Origin of the sequence: Paraburkholderia xenovorans LB400 (genome assembly GCF_000013645.1) — a bacterium.
Taxonomy (GTDB): domain Bacteria; phylum Pseudomonadota; class Gammaproteobacteria; order Burkholderiales; family Burkholderiaceae; genus Paraburkholderia; species Paraburkholderia xenovorans.
Window position 1 is genome coordinate 269,970 of sequence record NC_007952.1, and the last position, 19,721, is coordinate 289,690.

General features: G+C 59.9%; 19 protein-coding genes. 9 read left to right on the forward strand and 10 right to left on the reverse strand.

The window, feature by feature from the left end; translation table 11 throughout:
- The first annotated feature begins 121 nt into the window (after window positions 1-121).
- On the forward strand, window positions 122-2,500 hold the full coding sequence (locus tag BXE_RS23230; protein WP_011490574.1) for a YjbH domain-containing protein: 2,379 nt from the start codon (window positions 122-124) through the stop codon (window positions 2,498-2,500).
- A gap of 19 nt (window positions 2,501-2,519) precedes the next feature.
- On the forward strand, window positions 2,520-3,236 hold the full coding sequence (locus BXE_RS23235) for a hypothetical protein (protein WP_011490575.1): 717 nt from the start codon (window positions 2,520-2,522) through the stop codon (window positions 3,234-3,236).
- A gap of 101 nt (window positions 3,237-3,337) precedes the next feature.
- On the opposite strand, the gene BXE_RS23240 is transcribed toward BXE_RS23235, so the two are convergent.
- Together BXE_RS23240 and BXE_RS23245 are read right to left on the reverse strand one after the other, a co-directional pair.
- The gene (locus BXE_RS23240) at window positions 3,338-3,646 is read right to left on the reverse strand and encodes a hypothetical protein (protein WP_011490576.1); all 309 of its coding nucleotides are present in this window, start codon (window positions 3,644-3,646) and stop codon (window positions 3,338-3,340) included.
- Window positions 3,647-4,287: 641 nt separating this feature from the next.
- Complete coding sequence (locus BXE_RS23245; RefSeq protein ID WP_011490578.1) at window positions 4,288-5,271, reverse strand: GlxA family transcriptional regulator; 984 nt, start codon at window positions 5,269-5,271, stop codon at window positions 4,288-4,290.
- A gap of 762 nt (window positions 5,272-6,033) precedes the next feature.
- Here BXE_RS23245 and BXE_RS23250 point away from each other — a divergent pair.
- Window positions 6,034-6,219, forward strand: coding sequence for a hypothetical protein (locus tag BXE_RS23250; RefSeq protein WP_011490579.1), 186 nt, complete (start codon window positions 6,034-6,036; stop codon window positions 6,217-6,219).
- 106 nt (window positions 6,220-6,325) lie between these two features.
- Here the strand turns inward: BXE_RS23250 and BXE_RS23255 are convergent, their stop codons facing one another.
- Entirely contained in the window at window positions 6,326-6,523 is a 198-nt protein-coding gene (locus BXE_RS23255; RefSeq protein WP_011490580.1) for a hypothetical protein, read from the reverse strand.
- Window positions 6,524-6,925: 402 nt separating this feature from the next.
- On the opposite strand from BXE_RS23255, the gene BXE_RS23260 reads away from it, so the two are divergent.
- From BXE_RS23260 to BXE_RS23270, 3 genes are all read left to right on the forward strand, one after another.
- Window positions 6,926-7,132, forward strand: coding sequence for a hypothetical protein (locus BXE_RS23260; protein WP_040124140.1), 207 nt, complete (start codon window positions 6,926-6,928; stop codon window positions 7,130-7,132).
- Between the two features lie 1,134 nt (window positions 7,133-8,266).
- A complete protein-coding gene (locus BXE_RS23265) occupies window positions 8,267-9,400 on the forward strand; it encodes a porin (RefSeq protein WP_011490583.1) in 1,134 nt (377 codons plus the stop codon).
- Between the two features lie 293 nt (window positions 9,401-9,693).
- On the forward strand, window positions 9,694-10,050 hold the full coding sequence (locus BXE_RS23270; RefSeq protein ID WP_040124138.1) for a transposase: 357 nt from the start codon (window positions 9,694-9,696) through the stop codon (window positions 10,048-10,050).
- Window positions 10,051-10,171: 121 nt separating this feature from the next.
- Here BXE_RS23270 and BXE_RS23275 read toward each other — a convergent pair whose 3' ends face one another.
- Together BXE_RS23275 and BXE_RS23280 are read right to left on the reverse strand one after the other, a co-directional pair.
- Entirely contained in the window at window positions 10,172-11,731 is a 1,560-nt protein-coding gene (locus BXE_RS23275) for a methyl-accepting chemotaxis protein (protein ID WP_040124135.1), read from the reverse strand.
- A gap of 189 nt (window positions 11,732-11,920) precedes the next feature.
- On the reverse strand, window positions 11,921-12,667 hold the full coding sequence (locus BXE_RS23280; RefSeq protein ID WP_011490586.1) for a Crp/Fnr family transcriptional regulator: 747 nt from the start codon (window positions 12,665-12,667) through the stop codon (window positions 11,921-11,923).
- Between the two features lie 165 nt (window positions 12,668-12,832).
- On the opposite strand from BXE_RS23280, the gene BXE_RS23285 reads away from it, so the two are divergent.
- Window positions 12,833-14,464 carry an acyl-CoA synthetase gene (locus tag BXE_RS23285; protein WP_011490587.1) on the forward strand — a complete coding sequence of 544 codons (1,632 nt, stop codon included), beginning with the start codon at window positions 12,833-12,835 and terminating at the stop codon, window positions 14,462-14,464.
- 121 nt (window positions 14,465-14,585) lie between these two features.
- Here BXE_RS23285 and BXE_RS23290 read toward each other — a convergent pair whose 3' ends face one another.
- From BXE_RS23290 to BXE_RS23300, 3 genes are all read right to left on the reverse strand, one after another.
- Entirely contained in the window at window positions 14,586-14,810 is a 225-nt protein-coding gene (locus BXE_RS23290) for a hypothetical protein (protein WP_011490588.1), read from the reverse strand.
- A gap of 288 nt (window positions 14,811-15,098) precedes the next feature.
- The gene (locus BXE_RS23295) at window positions 15,099-15,302 is read right to left on the reverse strand and encodes a cold-shock protein (RefSeq protein WP_007178877.1); all 204 of its coding nucleotides are present in this window, start codon (window positions 15,300-15,302) and stop codon (window positions 15,099-15,101) included.
- A 295-nt stretch (window positions 15,303-15,597) separates the two neighbouring features.
- Window positions 15,598-16,233 (reverse strand): LysE family translocator, encoded by a 636-nt coding sequence (locus BXE_RS23300; RefSeq protein ID WP_011490589.1) that lies wholly within the window; start codon window positions 16,231-16,233, stop codon window positions 15,598-15,600.
- Between the two features lie 497 nt (window positions 16,234-16,730).
- Here BXE_RS23300 and BXE_RS23305 point away from each other — a divergent pair, with 497 nt between their 5' ends.
- The gene (locus BXE_RS23305) at window positions 16,731-16,994 is read left to right on the forward strand and encodes an H-NS family nucleoid-associated regulatory protein (protein WP_007178879.1); all 264 of its coding nucleotides are present in this window, start codon (window positions 16,731-16,733) and stop codon (window positions 16,992-16,994) included.
- Window positions 16,995-17,174: 180 nt separating this feature from the next.
- Here BXE_RS23305 and pcaG read toward each other — a convergent pair whose 3' ends face one another.
- Window positions 17,175-17,762, reverse strand: a complete 588-nt coding sequence (gene pcaG / locus BXE_RS23310) for a protocatechuate 3,4-dioxygenase subunit alpha (RefSeq protein ID WP_011490591.1) — start codon at window positions 17,760-17,762, stop codon at window positions 17,175-17,177.
- Window positions 17,763-17,765: 3 nt separating this feature from the next.
- Window positions 17,766-18,470 (reverse strand): protocatechuate 3,4-dioxygenase subunit beta, encoded by a 705-nt coding sequence (gene pcaH, locus BXE_RS23315; RefSeq protein ID WP_011490592.1) that lies wholly within the window; start codon window positions 18,468-18,470, stop codon window positions 17,766-17,768.
- Between the two features lie 108 nt (window positions 18,471-18,578).
- Between pcaH and pcaQ the strand changes: the two genes are divergently transcribed.
- Window positions 18,579-19,592: a pca operon transcription factor PcaQ gene (gene pcaQ / locus BXE_RS23320; RefSeq protein WP_011490593.1), complete on the forward strand. Its 1,014-nt coding sequence runs from the start codon at window positions 18,579-18,581 to the stop codon at window positions 19,590-19,592.
- Window positions 19,593-19,721 lie beyond the last annotated feature (129 nt).

The window sequence follows — 19,721 nt, forward strand, 5'->3', positions numbered from 1 at the left end:
ATTTGGACTGCATATTTATAGATTAACTGGTTTTGTATGCCGCATTGCGACGACGAGTTGCGGTGACGACCGGGAAGGGTTCCATTCGCCGCCGGGCGCTTGAATACCAACAACTATAGACATGGGCGGAAATTTGTTTGGGCACGAACCGAGAGTAGGCCGCAAGACACTGGCGTTGGCTGCCGCGCTGTCGTTTTCGACTTCCGCGCATGCGGTGGATCCGGCGCTGAACGCGCTAGGGCAGGCCGGTGGTCTGGTTATTCCATATGGATTTGCGTTGCCCCAAGGTGTGGGTGAAGTGCAATACAACGACTTCATCGACCCGCGATACGGGAAGGCCGCGACCGGATCCCAGATCTACTGGGGCGCTGTTGGCCTGTTTCCGTATGTCGAGTTGTCAGGCGGACTGGCAAACTATCCGGCGAATGTTGGCGTTCCGCTGTCGCATGAGGAGCATTTCGTACTTCGTCACCTGATGGCTGACGTCAAGCTCGAAGTACCAAAGTTCTTCAAGTATCAGCCGAGTATCGCATTCGGCGTCACGGACATTGGCGGCCAGACGCATTTCTTCCGTTCGAAATATGGCGTGGTATCGCAAGCGTTCGGGCCCGTGACACTGACTGCGGGTTACGGTCAGGGCGACCGTCTTGATGGGTTGTTCGGCGGCGCACAGGTCTCGCTATGGAACACGGGATTGTCGCTACTTGCAGAAGACGATTCAAGGACCCCTTATGCCGGTGTGCGCTATCAGTCTCCGCGGATCAGCTGGTTAGCCGACGCGAACGTGATCGGCACGTTCATGCGTTCGATCCGCTCGACAGATGGCGTATCGCCGCGTACGTCGTTCTCGGTAGCCATTCAGATTCCGCTTGGGAGACGTTTTAGCAGTACGCGTTGTGCAGACGGCTTGTGCGAGGGTCCGCAGTTACCGGCCACTCAGACCGCGAATGCCGACGATGGCGGCCCGATCCGCCTCGCCAGCCTGCAACCGGTAAATACGCGCGCTGCCGCGGGTAACGGCGGCGCATTAGCCGCAGCGCCGATTACGTATGTGCCGCCGCTGCAGTCGTATGCGTCTGTGATGCTGAGTGACGTGACGGCGGCCGGATCGCCGGATGTGCGGTCCCCCGTTGTTCCGGAAGCCCTGAACGCCTCCGCGCTCGACGAAATCGCGGCGCAGCTCTTTGCCGCCGGGCTCGAGCGCGTGCGCGTCGGGATGAGCGGTCGCGATCTGGTTGTCGAGTACGAGAACCATCGCTACAACCAGAACGAAGCAGACGCACTCGGTATCGTGCTTGGCGTGGCGAGTATGAATGCGCCGCACGGCACCAACAGGATTCACGTTGTGATCAAGAAGGCCAACGAGCCGTTAGGCGAAGTCATTGTCGATCGTGACGCATTTGCGCAGTTCGTCGAGGGCGGCGCACCGACGGCTGCCAGTACCTCTCTGACGATGCGTACGCGTCCGACCTACGACGCGGATTCGATCGCCTGGCATGGCAACGAACACACACATGGTCTGACGCGGATTCAGATCGAGCCGATCGTCAGTTACCTGTACGGCACCGAGTACGGCAATTTCGACATCTCGCTGGGCGCCAACATTCAGGGGTTCGTGCCGCTTTGGCGCGGCGCGGAGTTGTACGCGAGCTATATCGCACCGATCTACAACACGAAGAACATGGACGAAGGCCGCGTGTTCAGCGACTACCGCTTGCGCGGCGGCCTGAATGCGGTGGCGCTTGCTCAAAGCTTCTGGATCATGCCGCGAGTGTTCAACGTGGCATCGGTCGGCAAGTTCGACTACTCGTATGTCGGTGTGCAAAACGAAACCACGGTGTTCGTGCCCGGACGTCCCGATCTGATCCGCCTGCGGCTCGCTTATTTGCACCATGAACCGGGCCATGACGAACTGCCTGGTGAGAAGAATGCCGAGTTGACTTACCGCTGGGTGCAGCCGTCCTGGAAGCTGTGGATCGAGGCTGGCGTCGCACGCTTTGTTGGCGGGGACAAGGGGCCGGTTGCGACGATTACGCGCTGGTTCGACGACGTATCGGTGAGCGTGCATGGCGAGCATAGCGGGCAGGGCACGTTTGTGGGCGCCGCGATCAGCTTCCCGCTGACGTTGCGGCAGGGCATGAAGCCGGGAATCAGTCAGGTGTATGGCGCTGAACAGTTCGGGCTCGACTTCCGCACACGCGTGGGATCGACGAATTTCCTGTCGCCCAATGCTGCGGAGAACATGACCTTCCCGTATAGCACGCAGCAATACCTGTTGAATCAGGGCCGCTTCAGCGGTGAGTACTTCTCGACACAGCTTTACCGGATGCGTGATGCGTATCTGCGTTACGGGCGGCCTGGAAGCGACGAAACAAAGCCGAAGCAGCAAGTGAGCGCGCCTGCTATATCGGCGGGCAGCACGCTTTCGCGTCGCCTCTGTGGCCGCGGTTTGCAGGGTGTGGACGATGGACCGGCGTTGGCGCCGGTCAATTGTGAGTGACTTTCTCTGGAGGTAGGCGATGAAGCTTCTAAACGGCGCCGCGTTGCGCACGCTGCAGTTCGGATCGATAGTTCTGGCAACCAGCGCACTGGTTGCATGTGGCGGCGGCGGCGATTCGCCTGGCGCGACGGTGAGCGGCACGGCTGCCGTGGGCCAGCCATTGGCAAACGCCGGCATTGTACTGACTTGCAAGAACGGCGCGGGCAGTGCGACGGCCAACGCAAGCGGCGCATATTCGGCAACTTTCCACTTTGATGGACCGTGTGCGATCACGGCGTCGAGCGGGTCTACCGTGCTCCATTCGTTTGCTGCCGGCGCGGGCACTTACAACGTGACCCCATTGACCGAGTTGCTCCTGAGCTATCTGGCCGGTCAGCTTGGAACCACGGTTAGCGGACTGCTGTCAGGAATTTCGAGCAACGCTACATATCAGGGCGTGCTGTCCAACAGCACGGTGGTCGCGAACGCACAGGCAGCTGTAGCGCAACTGATCAAGACACAGTACGGGGTCACGCTTTCGTCATCTTCATTCCTGACGGTTTCGTTCGCGCCTGGCCAGCCGCCGGATATTGATCTGGACAGTCTGCAGACGGCAGGCGCGATTACCGCGAGTGGCCAGCCGGCGCCTTCGTTGACGACCGCGGTGGTGGGGGCGGGTGCGGCCGCGCCGATCTCCGGCGGGGGTAACGGCGGTGGAGCAACCGGTGGCACGGGGGGCTCCGGCGGCGCGACGTAATGGCTTGCGCCTGCGCAAGCAGAGCGGTCGGCCCAGTTCGCCACAGAACCGGGCTGACCGATCACCGAAAATTTTTTCAGGGTTTGAAGCGTGGACAGCTTCTATTCGTAGCCGAGCCTATGACTCAGAATAGGCGAGAAGAACAGGGCAATCGCAGAGCCCGCTGCTTTGCCTTCCAGTTCCGCGGCCGCAGCGGCGGCTTGCATTCCATACGCGTGCGTGAGCAGATCGAATAGCTGGGGCAGGCAGTACAGCACGGCTATCAGTATGCAATAACCTTGCATGACCGATACGCGCCAGCTCTTCTCGGCGGCGACAGCAGCGGCGACAATGCGCAGAACTCCGAATAATACAAGTGCACCCAAAGCCGCCTGTTCACGGATCAGATACTCTGGAATGAATTCGCCCATATCGTCCTGTTTACCCGAAACGTTGATTTATCTGAACCACCAGACATAGAAGGCCAACCTTGCCGACGTTGCCCTCGTGTAGCCGGCTTCTCAACTCAATTGCTCTGGATAACTGAGGAGCGGGTTGACTGGTTTTGATGTTACCGAAGGCGTACTCATGCAATGAAAACGCGGCCGAATGAACCATAGTATTGGCCGATATCGGCAAGCGTCACGCTTCGTAGAACGGGCAAACACTCACCATGCGCGTCGCATATCATGATGGCAGGCGATAGCTTCTTTCCCGCCGTTTGCGATGGCAGCGAAAAAAAAGAGCCTGCGCTCTGAAAAAGAGGCAGGCTTAATTCCGAGGTAATGATGGACCCGCTTGCGCGAGCCCGTCAGATCATCTTGCTGATGATCTGAATCAAGAATAGGAGAGCGAAGCACTGCCTGCAACGCGCTGGCGGAAGATGCCCCAATTATGGCCAATGCGAATAAGGCCGCTTCGATATGGGTGACGGAGTGTGCAAACTCTCGCACTCGTCAAGAGTACAAAGTGCGACGGACGGGCACGGCACAGCAGGGAAGGTGTGCGAGCCGGATCGGCCTTGGCATGAGCTCCCGTCAAATGCCGATCCGCCGCCCGTGCAGAATGCTTTTTACGGCGCTACTTCGTTGCGCATCCGGTAGTCAGTCGGCGTTGTCGCCAGATACTTCCTGAAAAGCTTCGACAACTGTCCGCCGCTGCCGATACCGCAGCGGCGCGCGATCTTGTCGATCGGCAGACGTGATTCAACGAGCATCCGGCAACTCATGTTCAAGCGTGCCTGAAGCAGATAGTCGGAGGGCGTCATGCCGATCTCGCTCTTGAAGCGGCGCAGGAAGTTGCGCTCACTCATCGCGGCGACCTGCGCCGCGTCGTCGATGGAGATGGGACGGTCGACGTTCGCTTCCAGCCAGCGCGCGGATGCCAGAATCTTCTCGCTGATCTGCGGCGCCGCGCCAAGCGTGACCGACGAATTGAACGGTGTTTTCGGTTGCGGAGCGATCGACTCGGCAACCTGCTGCGCCAACTCTGCACCGAGATCCTCTTCAACGATGCGCAATGCCGTCGACACAGCGCCCGGCGTTTCTGTCAGCGACCGGGCCACGGGCAGACCACGCACTTCGCTGCCTGTATAAAGAAGCGGGCAATAGCGGCTTGGCAGCCCGGCTGCTTGCAGTAGTTGCTGCCCTTCCGCGATCGGGTGCACGATCTCGCTGAACGGATGCCGGCGGCGCAGCCAGTCGCTCAACCGTTCGTCGCGGCTCGCCTGCTGAACGCCCGCACCGCCGGCAATGAACAACAGGTGCGTGTCGTTCGTACCTCGATGCGACTGCACGTCGTCCGTCCAGACGAACACCGATGACGAACTGGCAATGCGCCCGCCCGCGGCGGAAAGCAGCGAGACGTCGTACCGTGTGCGGCCCGATCGCTGCGCGGCGACAAGCGAGTTCGCCTTCTGGAAAATTTCGATAATTGCTGCAATCGTGGGCAGTGCAAATCCATTGAACAGCGCGATGTCGACGCGAGTCACAGCATTCGTTTGCATCGGCACGGCACTTTGCCGCGAGTTAAGCGGCAGAGTTTGTACCAAGTCCATTTATTTTTCCCCGGAAATGTATGGTCTGCAGAGTCTTCTCCCCAAGACTCCGTCTTTTTCTTAATGGAGAATGCTATACATTTGATTCTCTTGTCAGTAATTGATGGCCGAATTAGCCAACACATTGGCTGCTGGCGACACTGGCGGCGAGCTAGCTTGCGGCCATACTGGGCTTCTGATTCGACCCCGGCAAACAGGTAAGAATTAGAAATTGACCGGCCCATGTCCGCAAAGTGGGACGGAATGTATAGTGCAACATTTTTATCCATTTAGATCCAATGTGGATAATCGGTCGTCAACATCGGTAAATTCAACCGGGCGCCGGGAATATATCAAAAGAATACGTGTAGGGGTTGAGTGAGCCCAATGGGCTGCATTCGGCCTGTTGCATCACGCGGTGTCAAAAAAGGAGCCGCTCATGGCGTGATTGTCATTGCCTTCGAATTATGGCAATGCGACGCCTTACCGCCTGGTCATCTCGGACAGAAGTTTTCCGATAACCGCCGTGGGACGGTTCTGATTACAGGAAGAGGTAAAATTGCCCTCGGTCGGTGAGCGGGTGTTTGCTTGCGACTAGCCTGGCATTCAGGAAAGCATTTTCGCTTTCCTTGAGCACGGGGAAGGCTCTGCATGATGCGAAGCGCAATGATCAGCTCGTTCACCGCACTGGCATTGTTGTAGGCGGGTGCGAGACGGAAAAATTTTTAGCAAACGATTGCGCATGAGGCTAAAAAAGCTCTGCACGCGACCGTTAACGGGTTCATGCACAAACAAGACATCCAGACAATTGTTTCCGCCGCTCGCGAAACAGCCGATGCTATTGTCGGTGCGCGTGAGTGGAAGACGGCCGAAGACGCCAGCGCGATGTACGACGTGATCTTCTGGGACATGCTCGCCAAGCGATTGCCTGATACGAACATCGCGGATCTGCTGTCCATGTTCGATTAGAGCGTGCGGTCAATAAGGCCTGCCTGGCGCGCAACATGCCTTGCATCCGTCGCGCGGCGCGGTTTTGCTCCGCGCCCGTCAATTGGCGTTTCGTGCTTTACGACGCCTACTGTTCGCCAAGACCGACCAGGGAAAAAATCTTGACCACGGACCCTTGCTTCGGTTGATGCTGGCCCTGTTGCTGAATGAACACTTGCATTGCCCGCGTCATCTCCTGGCCTGAGAGTTTGCGATAAGCGCAGATGTTGTAGGTGACGCCGCGCTGTACGTCCTTGATGAAGTTATCCACGTTCGGTAGCTGCATACTGTCCTCGAAAGCGTCACGCGATTTCCCCGCCGGATTCGATCGTCTTTCGCTTACGGCGATCCACAGCGCCGGGTATTCAAAACGTCCATGAAAAAGAACCTGCCGCCCGAGGGAGCGGCAGGCAAAAAAAATCGAGGGGTGGGGTTTGCTTCATAAAGCGCCCCTCGAAAGACCGGAATCGAGTTTAGTCGTTCGAAACAGTCGGCGGACGCAAGCGGCGGATGGGGTCACGTTCTTGACCGAACAAGACATAAGAAAGAGCGCTCGCGAATAAGTCGGGTCCAAAGAGGTGTTGAATTCGCAGAACCGGCGCCGTTTTCGTGAAGGCGCTGGCTCCGTGGAATGGCACGTCGTTTGCATAAGCTCGACTTCCGGACCTTATCCATAACGAGAACCGTCATGCAACCCGACCACACCGCGACTGAGTTTGCCCCGCCTCCATCCTTGCTGGCCACGCCGCTGGAAGGCGCCGATGAGAGTACGCCGCAACGGCAGATCGGCGCGTTGGCACGAGTCACTTTCTGCTTTGCATGGCTATTCGGACTCGAGCCGTTCCTGACCGGTGCCGCCGGCGAGATGCCTCTTTCACGTTCAGATCGCCATTGATGTCTAATCGATGCACGAACAGACGTTGAAAGTTTGGTCACGTATCAGGGCAATTTCTACAGCCGGACAAAACATAGGCCAATCAGGACGGTCGCACGGATGCCATGAGGTTCAGTGTGCCCGTGCGGAACCGGTGAGTTCGCGCCGGGACCCGTTTGCAGGGATGAAGAGGCGCTGCGCCGGTTGCGACACAAGTCACGAGTCACAAGGCCGTGGGCGGTGGTAATTAGGGAAACTCCGTGTGAAAAACGGCACGGCCGTGCCGTTAAATGGACACGGACGGTCGTTCGACGTTTTGCCGTCCGTTTTCAGCACGGGTTTTGTCACGCGGCGGTCGGCGCCGCATTTCACCTCCGGGCAATGCCCGTGCTGAAGGTTTTTCTCTTCGGCCGCGTGACGGACGCCTTTAAATGAAGCGAGGTCGCCAGGAATTCAATTCCGGATCAATCCTCCCGGCGCGGTTCTTAATGTCGGCGCCCGCAGAAAGTCAGCGTCACCCCCAACGCGGCCGTTGGGCGCACGCCGCGCGGCCCGTGCGACCGGCCGCGATTTAACCGCATTAGCGCGCCACATAGAACCGAATCATTGAATTCGCGTTCTCCGGGCAAAAGAACTTAATGCCCGAGTTCAACGACACCGGTAATTCGCATCACGAATCCACGACCGAATCAACTAAACAAAGTTCCCACTTTTCCAAAATAAATTTATCTATTCCGCGTGCATGCAGGATATTGCCCAATTTTCGAGCAATTAGAATCGTTGATTTTTCATTCGGTCCGACCCGATTACGTCAGGATTATTAAAACGCTGTTGCATACACACAACTGGCAATATTGAAAAGTTGCAAAATACTTATGACCAGAGCAGGTGCGACAGTCGCTATATTTGCCAATAAATGGCGTAAAAACAAAGACTTAATGTGTGCGGCAATTGTATTGTTGCGGATTCTGAAAAATCCTGTTGCGTGAATTGCGGACATCCCTATCAGGGTGTCCCCCTACACTCACGCTTCGTTTCAAGGGTGCCCGGCTGATCCGGAACGGGTCAGCGAACAGGGCGGCAGTGGGTGCCTGGCACGCACTGCCGAGGCAAGTCCCGCTCCCCGTGTAAATTTATCGAACAGGAGTCCCACGCATGAAAAAGAGTCTAATCGTCGTTGCGGTTGCCGCATCGTTCGCTTCCGTCGCTCACGCACAAAGCAGTGTCACTCTGTATGGTCTGCTGGACGCTGGCCTGACCTACACCAGCAACGTCAACCACAACTCCAAGTGGGCAGCCGGTAGCGGCGGCATCAACCAAAGCATGTTCGGCCTGCGCGGTTCGGAAGATCTGGGCAGCGGTCTGAAGGCAGTGTTCACGTTGGAAAGCGGCTTCAACATCAACAACGGCAAGTTCGCTAACAACAACGGCATGTTCAACCGTCAGGCGTTCGTCGGCCTGTCGAGCGCGCAATTCGGTACGGTCACGCTGGGCCGTCAATACGACGCAGCTCAAGACTACCTGGCACCGCTGACCGCAACGGGCAGCTGGGGCGGCACGTACTTCGCGCACCCGTTCAACAACGACAACCTGAACACGAACGGCGGCTACGCAGTCAACAACTCGATCAAGTACGCGAGCGCTAACTACGCTGGCTTCTCGTTCGGCGGCACGTACGGCTTCTCGAACCAGGCTGGCGCATTCGCAAACAACCGCGAATACAGCGTCGGTGCTGCATACCAGTGGCAAGGTCTGCGTTTGGGCGCTGCGTACGCACAGCAGAACAACCCGGGCGCCGGCAACAACGGTGCTTCGGATAGCTCGTACGTCAACGCACTGGCAGGCAACGTCGGCAACTTCCGTCAGCGTGAATTCGGTGTTGCTGGTTCGTACGCATTCGGCCCGGCAACCGTCGGTCTGGCATGGACGCAATCGCGTTCGGACAACTTCACGGGCGGTCAGCAATCGCTGCGCGCTAACAACTACGAAGTCAACGGCAAGTACAACGTGACCCCGGCTCTCGGCCTGGGCGTTGCTTACACGTTCACGGACGGCAAGGGCTACGGCGTTGGCGCGAACGGTGGTTCGGAGTCGGTGCGCTACCACCAGATCGGCCTGCAGGCTGACTACTCGCTGTCGCGTCGTACGGACGTCTACGCTCAAGCCGTGTACCAGCACGCAATGGGCGACGGCGGTGTCGCTTCGATCTACAGCGGCGATATCACGCAACTGCCTTCGTCGTCGAAGAACCAGACGGCTGCTACGGTCGGTCTGCGTCACCGCTTCTAAGCTTCCACAGAAGCTCGTTGTGCAAAAAGGTGCCGTTCGCGGCACCTTTTTTTATGCGCGCGCGATTTGATGGCCGGCACTGGCGTAACTGTCCGATGCCGCACGCCTTGCCAGACCCAGGCAGCTCGTCCCGTTCCAGAAATCGTCCTGCATTTTCCGACGATTGCGCCTCGCCGTCTGACAAGAATTAACCTTCGCGAAAGCGTGCCTGGGTTAGTCTCAAAATCATTGATGGATAGACCCTATTTCGTGACGGCGCCAGCAGGTGTGCTGCGGCTGTGCCTTCTTACCGCATGAATACTTTCGCCTCAGAGTCGCGGCTCCACTCGCCGCCTCATTCGCCGCCCAATTGCGATCTCACGGACGAGCAATGGCATCGCATCACGCCGCTGCTGCCCGAAATGAAGGAGCACGGACCCCGGCGCGGCCGTCCCAGCATCGATATCCGCTGGGTGGTGAATAGCGTCATGTGGGTGTTGCACGCGCGCGCGCCCTGGAGCGCGATGCCGGAGCGCTACGCGCCGTATCAGACCGCGCACCGCTACTATCTGCGCTGGAAGAAATCGGGCGTGCTGGCCAGCATCGTGCTCACGCTGTTCGGGTCCGATGCGATCATGGAGCGGCCTGTCACGCGCAGACGCGCCGCCTAGCGCGCTACGTGGGCCGCGGCGTGGCAATGGCAATGGCAAACGAAAAGGCTGTCACCGGCATCCCGGTGACAGCCTTTCTCAATTGCAAGCGGTCTTCAGGCGGGCAAGTCTACGACCGCGATCACGCGGCCTCGCCGACCTTGAACACAGCGACGGCATGCCTCAGCCGGTCGGTCTGCTCATCGAGCGAACCGGCCGCGGCCGCGGCCTGCTCCACGAGCGCGGCATTGCGTTGCGTCACGTCGTCCATCTGGCGGATCGCGAGATTGACTTCGCCGATGCCGGAACTCTGCTCCTTCGAAGCCGCGGAGATCTCGTTCATGATGGCCGTCACGCGGCGCACCGCGTCGACCACCTCGCCGATCGTGCTGCCCGCCTTGCCCGCAAGCGTGGAACCTTCGCCGACCTGGGTGACGGACTGATCGATCAACACCTTGATTTCCCTTGCCGCTGTTGCGCTGCGCTGCGCGAGATTGCGCACCTCGCCCGCAACCACCGCGAAGCCGCGGCCTTCTTCACCGGCGCGCGCCGCTTCCACTGCGGCGTTCAGCGCCAGGATATTGGTCTGAAACGCGATACCCTCGATCACGTTGATGATCTCGCCGATCTTGCGCGAACTGTCGGTGATCCCCGCCATTTTCTCGACCACGTCGTTGACCACCTGGCCGCCGCGCGCGGCGACGTCCGAAGCGTCGCGTGCCAGTTCGGATGCGGTCGCCGCGTTGTCGGCGTTCTGCGTGACGGTCTTGGTCAGCTCATCCATGCTGGCGGCGGTCTGCTGCAATGAAGCCGCCTGTTCCTCGGTACGGCTCGACAGATCCAGGTTGCCCGCGGCGATTTCCTTTGAAGCAATGGTGATTGTCTCAGCCGAGGTCTTGATCCGCGCGACAGTGGACGCGAGCTGATCGCGCATCTCACGCAACGAGAACAGCAGGCTCGACGTGTCGTCGCGGCGCAAGTCGATGTGCGTGGCGAGATCGCCGCGCGCGATCTGCATGGCGATCGCGGCAGCCGTGGAAGGCTCGCCGCCAATCGAGCGCGACACGTTGCGCACCACCCGTGAAGCGACGAACGAGACGATCACGCCCAGTACCACCAGCATGCCCGCCGAGCGCGCGAGCGTGGCGTAGAACTGTGCCTGGATGTCGTCCATGTAGGCGCCGGCAATGAAGTCCCAGCCCCACGGGCCGAAGCGCTTCACATAGCCGATCTTCTCGCTGGGCGCCGTTTCGCCGGGCTTCGGCCACCAGTAGCGCAGGTAGCCGGCGCCGGCCGCCGAGCCGCCGGCCTGGGCGATGTCGTGATACAGCGCGTTGCCTTTGGCGTCGCGAAAGGCGCTCATGTCCTTGCCGTTCAGCTTCGGACTCATGGGATGATCGATCATGACCGAATCGCTGCGCACGATCGTCACATAACCGGATGCGCCATAGCGTTGCGCATTGACGCGGGCGATGGCCTGTCGCTTTGCTTCGTCGACGGAGAGTTTGCCGGCGTCGGCCTGTTTCGCATAATCCGCGACGATCGACGCCGCCATATCGGTGACATCGGCCAGATCCGCGCGCCGTGCGTCCATTTGATCGTTACGTGCCTCGTACGCGTTGACAACGGTGACGATCAGGAGCGCCGCCCAGCACAGCAGCAGCGGCACCCACAGTTTCTGTTTCAGTGTCAGACGGTTCATTATCGGATTCGACAATACGTTGAGCGAGGAGAGTAGAAAGGGCTGCAATCTGCGCTGCATAGTTCGCATAACGGCGCGAGCGGCGCTTTCTTGATCCTGTTGCTCGAAAAACAGGCTGACGGGTGGGGACGGCCGCGCGGCGGCAGCGTTCGGAACATGGCCGGGCCGAAGAGCCGGCCGGACGTGGCGCTAGATCTGTTCCCGGCCGAACGCGGTGAGGCGTTCCAGGTCGAGCACATGAATCTGGTTGTACGAAAGACGCAATATCTGCAGGCGCTCGAGGTTTTGCAGCGCCTGATTGATCCGCTGGCGCGAAACGCCCGCCAGCAAGCCGACTTCTTCCTGCGAAATGGCAAGCGCGCGGCCGGTATCCGGATAGAGATCCGGGTTGAACAGTTGCGCGAGCGACTGTGCGACGCGCGCGTCGACATCGAGTAGCCGGCTATTCTGGATCGACGCGATGAATTCGCCCATGCGGTTGTTCAGTTGCCGGATCACGAAACCGGTGAATGGCAGGCTCGACTCCAGCAGCGCATGGAATGTATCCGACGGCACGAACATGACGAGCGAAGGTTGAATTGCCGCAACGTCGTATTTGCGCAGTTCGCGCTTGATCACGCTGCCTTCGCCGAACCAGCCGCCCGGCGGAACGCCGGACAGCGTGCAACTGCGTCCCGAAGCATTGTAGATGGCCAGTTTGAGCAGGCCGGAATGCACGCCGATCCAGTAATCCGACGGCTCCTGGCGCCGGGCGATCCACGCGCCGCCTTCCATATGCTCCGCGTGCGCGCTGGCGACCACCAGCGCCTGATGCTCCGCGGCGAGTGCGCGAAACCACGCGCAGGTGGCGAACAGGCCCGGCAGGTCGGCGCGCGCGACCCGCTCGCGCCTGTTCGGACGGGCGTCGGCGGGAGCGGTGAGCGGAGCGTCGTTCATGGCGGCTTGCGGGATAGATGGACGATTTGAGCGAATCGGGGTTCGGAGGCGCCAGGGCGCGCCACTCTGTCATTTGAATGACAGACAGTTCACCATGACCGTTGTTAGCCTAGTTTATCAATCAGAATAGTTGACGGCGCGGCGAGCGCCCCAGGAGACAACGCGATGAAGCACATGTTCGAAGCAGGCCTCGAGCGCCGTGAGGCCAACTACATCCCCGTCACGCCGATCGATTTCATCGTGCGCGCGGCAGAAGTCTACGGTGATCGACTGGCAGTCGTCCACGGGGAGATTCGCCGCAACTGGCGCGAAACCTACGAACGCTCCCGGCGTCTCGCCAGCGCGTTGCAGCGGGCCGGCATTGAACGTGGCGACACGGTCGCGGCCTTGCTCCCCAACATTCCTCCGATGATAGAAGCGCACTTCGGCGTGCCGATGGCCGGCGCCGTGCTCAATACGCTGAATACGCGGCTCGACATTTCGTCGCTATTGTTCATGCTGCGCCACGGCGAGGCCAAGGCGCTGATCGTCGATACCGAATATGGCGAGTTCGCGCATCGCGCTTCGCTGGAATTCCCGGATTTGCGCGTGATCAGCGTGGCGGACGCCATGCCCGCCAATGCCGATCAATTCATCCGCGCAACAGACTACGAAGCGTTCCTGCAATCCGGCGACCCCGAATTCGCGTGGACCATGCCGGCCGACGAATGGGACGCCATTGCGCTGAACTACACCTCGGGCACGACCGGCGATCCGAAGGGCGTGGTGTACCACCATCGCGGCGCGTATCTGAATGCGGTGAGCAATATCCTCGAGTGGGATATGCCCAAGCACGCGGTTTACCTCTGGACCTTACCGCTCTTCCACTGCAACGGCTGGTGTTTTCCGTGGACGGTGGCCGCGCGCGCCGGCGTCAACGTCTGTCTGCGCAAATTCGATGCGAAGACGGTGTTCGATCTGATTCGCAATGAAGGCATCACGCATTACTGCGGCGCGCCGATCGTGCAGAGCGCGCTCGCGAATGCGCCGGCCGAATGGCGCGACGGCATCAACCATCGCGTGTCGACGATGGTGGCGGGTGCGGCGCCCGCGCCGGCGGTGATCGCGAAGATGAAGGAAATTGGTTTCGATCTCACGCACGTGTACGGACTCACCGAGACCTACGGGCCGGCCGCGGTCTGTGCGAAACAGGAGGCGTGGGAGACACTGGACGACAGCGCGCGCGCCGAACTGAACGCGCGCCAGGGCGTGCGCTACCACCTGCAGGCCGCGGTGACCGTGCTCGATCCGCAGACGCTGGCACTCGTGCCCAACGACGGCGAGACGATCGGCGAGATCATGTTCCGCGGCAACATCTGTATGAAGGGCTATCTGAAGAACGAGCGCGCGACGGAAGCGGCCTTCGAAGGCGGCTGGTTCCATACCGGCGATCTCGGCGTACGGATGCCCGACGGCTATATCCGCATTCGCGATCGCAGCAAGGACATCATCATCTCCGGCGGCGAGAACATCTCGAGTATCGAGCTCGAAGACACGTTGTATCGTCACCCTGCGGTGGCTGTTGCCGCCGTGGTGGCGATGGCCGATCCGAAGTGGGGGGAGGTGCCATGCGCCTTCGTCGAACTCAAGGAAGGCGCCCAGGTGAGCGCGGAAGAGATCATTGCGCACTGCCGGCTGTTTCTTGCGGGATACAAGCTGCCGAAAGCGGTGCGCTTCGGCGAATTGCCGAAGACATCGACGGGGAAAATTCAGAAGTTCGAACTACGCGCGCGCATCAAGACGGAAGAAAACCAGTAACGCAGTCGCGCGTGTGACGGTGTGGCGTGCCGAATGGCACGCCAGTGCCGGTAGTTGATACCGCAAGATGAACGCACGGTTCACGCGCTTCACCGCGCGGGATCTCATGCCGATCGCGAGCTTAGCCGCGCGTATCGACCCAATGACGTGCCCAGCTTGCCGAGTGCTGCAAGGCCTGTTCTTCGTTCGTGAAATAGTCGAGCGAATAGAACTGGTAGCGCCCTTCGGCACGCGCGCTGTCAGCGCGTTCGAGCAGCAGATTCGATGAAAAAGTGCCATCGGGCAAACGGTGCGCCGAGGGTTTGACGGCATAGCCGTTGTAATGATGAATAGGTGTGTTTTGCATTTTATTTTTTAATAATGTTCGAGTGCGCGCCTTCCTTGCGGACTCTTGCACGAGTCGCGCGAACGGTCTGATTCAAGCTATTGCGAGCCGAATCCTGACGCAGTCGGAAAGCGAAAAAACGGGCGTTGAAGCCAGAGGGGAGAATGAGGTGCAACGAGGCGTATGGCGCTCAGGCAAGCTGCTTGAATGACATGCAGCTCAAGGCGATTGCGCCAACTGTGGGAGACAAGCTCCGCGAAGATGTCGCTGCAGCCCGATGTCCGTTGCCGGACACCGAGCCCTTCAAACTTACATCGGCTTGATGTTAGCCGCTTGCAGACCCTTCGGGCCTTGCTTCGTTTCGAAGCTCACTTTCTGATTCTCAGCCAGCGTCTTGAAGCCGTCGCCGCTGATTTCGGAGAAGTGCGCGAACAGGTCGTCGCCGCCCTTGTCCGGGGTGATGAAGCCAAAGCCTTTGCTGTCGTTGAACCACTTAACGGTACCGGTATCCATAAAGAATCCTTGAGGTAAAAATAGAAGAATTTGCTCCGTGAAAGAGCGCGTGAAGGGTCAAGGAGGGAGAGGACAACGAATACCGCTGAGGAGCGAGACATTGATGAACAGCAATCGAACTTCTTGAACTTCGGATGCAACAGTAACCGCCGGGGGAGTCAGCGTCAACACTTAACTTGTAACTGTTTTGCCGGACGCTGCGAATCGCTTGCACCGCGCGCGTGCCGAAAAAGGCTCCGGTTCGCGGCGCGCCGTGTCGCGTGACACGGCGAGCCGTTCAAGCGATCACTGTGTGTCAGATGCCCACTTTGTGTGCCGTCAGGATCAGGCGCAATCCCAGCGCGGCGACCGCGCTCGCGGCGACGCGATCGACCCACGCTTTCCATTGCAGATAGATTTCGCGCGGCCGCTTGCTCGAAAAGCACAACGCGACGACGGTGTACCAGCCGGCTTCGATCGCGAAGATCGCGGGCGGCAATGCGAAGTAGCACCACAGCGGCGGATGTTGCGGCAACAGGGCCGCGAAAATACTGCCGTAATAGACGGCTGTCTTCGGATTGCTGAGTTGTGTGCTCAAGCCGATCCAGAACGACTTGCGGGCATTGGCCGGGACGGCCTGCGTCGTATCGAATGCGAGCGGTTTGGCCGCGCCGCGCCAGATCTTCGACGCAAGGTAGATCAGATAAAGACCGCCTGCCACTTTCAGGCCGACATAGAGCCATTCGACACTCGCCAGCAAGGTGTAGAGGCCGAGCAGCGCGATGCCGCTGAAGAAAACGCCGCCGACGCCCATGCCGATCGCGGTGGCGAGACCATCGCCGCGCGACAACCCGATCGCATTGCGGGCGACGATCACGAAGCTCGGTCCAGGACTCATCGCGCCTACGAGGAGTGCGGCGAGAATGGCGATGATGGCGGTCGAAGCGGACATGGTCGAGTGTCTCCTCTGATGCGCTGATGTGTTGATCACTGGAACATAGCATGAGAAAGCGCAGTGCTGATTGTCGCGTTTGCCGCCGACTCCGACTCATTTCGGGGCAGTGAGTGTCAGTGAGTATCAGTGAGTAATACCGCTTGTACCCGCAGCATCGCTAAACCGGCCGGAATTGAAAAGCAACGCGTCGCCGGCTCTCCTGTTCGTTGCTCCGGCCAAAAGAAATTGGATGCTAGAATGACTTTCCATACGCTGAAGCAGCCTCGAACCACGAGGCAAGACAAGAGCGCAATTCGATCCGGTTGCCGACGAGTTCCCCCTAATGCAGGATTTATCGGGCATGATTTTCAGGTGCGGGTTTTAACGCACCGGAACAGGCATCGCGAGTTCGATTCGCACTCGATCCATTTGAATCACGCATAGGCTTCGCGTTGTTTAGCGAAGCCTTTGTTTTTTCTAACGCGAGCATTATTAGCCGCGACAACCGGTACGTTATGAAAGAGCGAGAAGAACAACGGCTGTTCGACCTCGACGGGAATGCGCGTGAGCGCCTGATCGTGTGGATCCGCCGGCGCATGGACGAATACGGCATTACGATGGAAGCGCTCGCCGAGGCGATCGAAGCGGATGCGTCCGCAACGCGGGCCGTCATGTATCGCGACGCCTACGGCAATACCTGGGACGGTCACGGCGATAAGCCGGATTGGCTCGCACGCGCGATTTACGCCGGACAGAGCATGGATCATTTCCGTTGCTAAAGGCGGTGCACGGAGGTCGCATGCCGGCTGACCAGGTCATACTAACGGCTTCAGTATCCAGAAATCCAAAAAAAAGCCCGCGCAAGGCGGGCTCAACTACTCGGAGTTTCGCGATCCAGTCGCTAGAAGGATCATGCTCAGTGTATGTGAAAGCAATATGAAAGTGTAGGAAAAACCGCGTTACAGGTCGAAAAAGACAGTTTCCTTCTCGCCCTGCATGTGAATATCAAAGCGGTAAATGTTCGCCACATTCGGCTCACGGCGCGCAATCAGCGTGTCGCGGCGATCCGCTGGAACCGCTGTCAATACCGGGTCTTTTTCATTCGCCGCGGTTTCGTCCTCGAAATAGATGCGCGTGAAGGTGTGCAGCAGCATGCCGCGCATGGTCACGACCACATTCAGATGCGGCGCTTCATCCGGACCCACGCGGCCGGGCTTCACCGTTTCCACCACAAAGCGCTTGTGCGGATCGGTACCGGTGCCCACGCGCGCGAAGCCGCGAAAGCCCGTCTTCAGGATTTCTTCACGCGACTCCGGGAAACGCCCGTTCGCATCCACTTGCGACACTTCGAGCATGGCGTCGCCGATCACTTTGCCGTCGCCGTCGAACACCTGGCCGACAATCGTGATGTGCTCGCCGGCCGCTTCGCGATCAGCCACAACAGGCGTGAACAGGCTCCTGAAATCGAAATCGTATTGCTGCGGGCACAGGCCGTACGCGAAGTAGGGCCCAACCGTTTGCGAAGGCGTTTGCTTGAGGGTGGTCATGGCTTAGCGCTCCATCGGAGTTTCGTTGCGGCCGCGCAGCACGATGTCGAAGTCGTAGCCGAGCGCATAGGCTTCCTGCGTGGTGTCGAGCGAAAAGTTCGCGATCAGACGGTCACGGGCATGCTCGGGCGTGCCCTGGAAGATCGGGTCGAACGCCAGCAGCGGGTCGCCGGGAAAGTACATCTGCGTGACGAGGCGCGAGCCGAAATGGTCGCCGAACAGCGAGAAATGGATATGGTTCGGACGCCAGGCGTTCGGATGGTTGCCCCACGGGTACGCGCCGGGCTTGATCGTCATGAAACGGTAGCGGCCTTCGTTGTCCGTGATGCAGCGGCCCGCGCCGAGAAAATTCGGGTCGAGCGGCGCGTCGTGCTGGTCGGCCTTGTGCACATAGCGGCCGGCGGCGTTGGCTTGCCAGATTTCGACCAGCGTATTGCGCACCGGGCGGTTGCCTTCGTCGAGCACGCGGCCCGTCACGATGATGCGCTCGCCGAGCGGCTCGCCGTTGCGCACGGCGTTACGCGTCAGATCGTGATCGAGCGCGCCGAGGTCTTCGGTGCCGTAGACGGGCACGTGCTGATCGCGCAGCTTTTCTTTCAGCGGAATCAGCGGACGCGTCGGGCCGCGTTTGACCGACGAACCGTAGCCAGGATAGATGTAAGAAGGATGCGACGCGAAATCACGCGCGGTGAGAAAGGACTCGTCCATCAGTGTCTCCTTCGAGGAATTGTGGGGTATGGCGCGATGGAGGGACTTTATCCAAACTGGAAGGTTATGGAAAATGACGTTTTCGCCCTTTTCGTATAACCTGCCGTTATGCAACGCAGCCTCGCGGACAGCCGCGTCAAATTCCGTCATCTGCAGTGCTTTCTGGCCGTCGCGCAGTTCGGCAGCGTTCAGCGGGCCGCCGGCAGCCTGTCGATCACCCAGCCCGCCGTTTCCAAGACGGTCGCGGAGCTCGAAGCGATTCTCGGGGTGAAGCTGTTCGAGCGCGGCCGTCACGGCGCGGTGCCGACCCGCGAGGGGCAACTCTTCATGCCGCACGCGAGCGCCTGCGTCAGCGCGCTGCGGCAGGGCGTCGATCTGCTCGCGCACGCGGAAGGCGCGGCTGCGGCCACGCTGGAAATCGGTATTCTGCCGACGGTCGCCGCGGTGTTGATACCGCCGGTGCTGAAGCGGTTCGCCGCGCTGTGGCCGCGCGTGATCGTGCGCCTCGCAACCGGCGCCAACCCGGAATTGCTCGAGAGCCTGAAAGCGGGCACGATCGAATTCGCGATCGGGCGTTTGGCCGATCCCGAGCGGATGGTCGGGCTCAGTTTCGAGCAACTGTTCAGCGAGCCGTTGATCGCGGTGGTGCGCGCCGGGCATCCGCTGGCGCTGGGAGCGGGTTTGCCGGCCACCTCGCTCGAAGATTTTCCCGTGGTGTTGCCGCCGTTCGGCACGTTGATCCGGCAATCGGCGGAAAGTCTGCTGAGTGCGTGGGGCGTGCCGCCGTTGTCGGCGTTCGTCGAGGTCTTGTCGGTGTCCACGGGCCGTGCGCTGACGCTGGAGAACAGTGCGGTGTGGTTCGTGCCGCTGAGCGCGGTCGAATATGAACTGGCGCACGGCATGCTGGTACGTTTGCCGCTGCCTTTTGCCGGCACCGGTGAGCCGGTCGGACTGATCCGGCGCTCGGACACGCAGCCTTCGCCGGCCGGGCGGGCGTTTATCGACGCGGTGCGCGAGGTTGCGCAGCAGCGCATGGCGGCCAGTGCAGCCAGTGCGGCGGGCGCGGATAAGACGGCGGGTGCGGCAACCGGAAAAGGCGTGCGGAAACGGAGCCGCAAATAGGGCGTCCCGCGTCCGGGCATGATGCGGTGCGGTCCGTTGACCCCCGTTGACCCGGCAAACCGTCATGTCAATTTGTGAACCATCTGGTACAAAATGAAGCTTGCGAACGGACTGCCGGCCGGTGTACAA

Excerpts from the sequence above, each read along its gene's own strand:
- BXE_RS23230 (WP_011490574.1), top strand. The coding sequence starts at position 122 with ATGGGCGGAAATTTGTTTGGGCACGAACCGAGAGTAGGCCGCAAGACA.
- BXE_RS23235 (WP_011490575.1), top strand. The coding sequence starts at position 2,520 with ATGAAGCTTCTAAACGGCGCCGCGTTGCGCACGCTGCAGTTCGGATCG.
- BXE_RS23240 (WP_011490576.1), bottom strand. The coding sequence starts at position 3,646 with ATGGGCGAATTCATTCCAGAGTATCTGATCCGTGAACAGGCGGCTTTG.
- BXE_RS23245 (WP_011490578.1), bottom strand. The coding sequence starts at position 5,271 with ATGGACTTGGTACAAACTCTGCCGCTTAACTCGCGGCAAAGTGCCGTG.
- BXE_RS23250 (WP_011490579.1), top strand. The coding sequence starts at position 6,034 with ATGCACAAACAAGACATCCAGACAATTGTTTCCGCCGCTCGCGAAACA.
- BXE_RS23255 (WP_011490580.1), bottom strand. The coding sequence starts at position 6,523 with ATGCAGCTACCGAACGTGGATAACTTCATCAAGGACGTACAGCGCGGC.
- BXE_RS23260 (WP_040124140.1), top strand. The coding sequence starts at position 6,926 with ATGCAACCCGACCACACCGCGACTGAGTTTGCCCCGCCTCCATCCTTG.
- BXE_RS23265 (WP_011490583.1), top strand. The coding sequence starts at position 8,267 with ATGAAAAAGAGTCTAATCGTCGTTGCGGTTGCCGCATCGTTCGCTTCC.
- BXE_RS23270 (WP_040124138.1), top strand. The coding sequence starts at position 9,694 with ATGAATACTTTCGCCTCAGAGTCGCGGCTCCACTCGCCGCCTCATTCG.
- BXE_RS23275 (WP_040124135.1), bottom strand. The coding sequence starts at position 11,731 with ATGAACCGTCTGACACTGAAACAGAAACTGTGGGTGCCGCTGCTGCTG.
- BXE_RS23280 (WP_011490586.1), bottom strand. The coding sequence starts at position 12,667 with ATGAACGACGCTCCGCTCACCGCTCCCGCCGACGCCCGTCCGAACAGG.
- BXE_RS23285 (WP_011490587.1), top strand. The coding sequence starts at position 12,833 with ATGAAGCACATGTTCGAAGCAGGCCTCGAGCGCCGTGAGGCCAACTAC.
- BXE_RS23290 (WP_011490588.1), bottom strand. The coding sequence starts at position 14,810 with ATGCAAAACACACCTATTCATCATTACAACGGCTATGCCGTCAAACCC.
- BXE_RS23295 (WP_007178877.1), bottom strand. The coding sequence starts at position 15,302 with ATGGATACCGGTACCGTTAAGTGGTTCAACGACAGCAAAGGCTTTGGC.
- BXE_RS23300 (WP_011490589.1), bottom strand. The coding sequence starts at position 16,233 with ATGTCCGCTTCGACCGCCATCATCGCCATTCTCGCCGCACTCCTCGTA.
- BXE_RS23305 (WP_007178879.1), top strand. The coding sequence starts at position 16,731 with ATGAAAGAGCGAGAAGAACAACGGCTGTTCGACCTCGACGGGAATGCG.
- pcaG (WP_011490591.1), bottom strand. The coding sequence starts at position 17,762 with ATGACCACCCTCAAGCAAACGCCTTCGCAAACGGTTGGGCCCTACTTC.
- pcaH (WP_011490592.1), bottom strand. The coding sequence starts at position 18,470 with ATGGACGAGTCCTTTCTCACCGCGCGTGATTTCGCGTCGCATCCTTCT.
- pcaQ (WP_011490593.1), top strand. The coding sequence starts at position 18,579 with ATGCAACGCAGCCTCGCGGACAGCCGCGTCAAATTCCGTCATCTGCAG.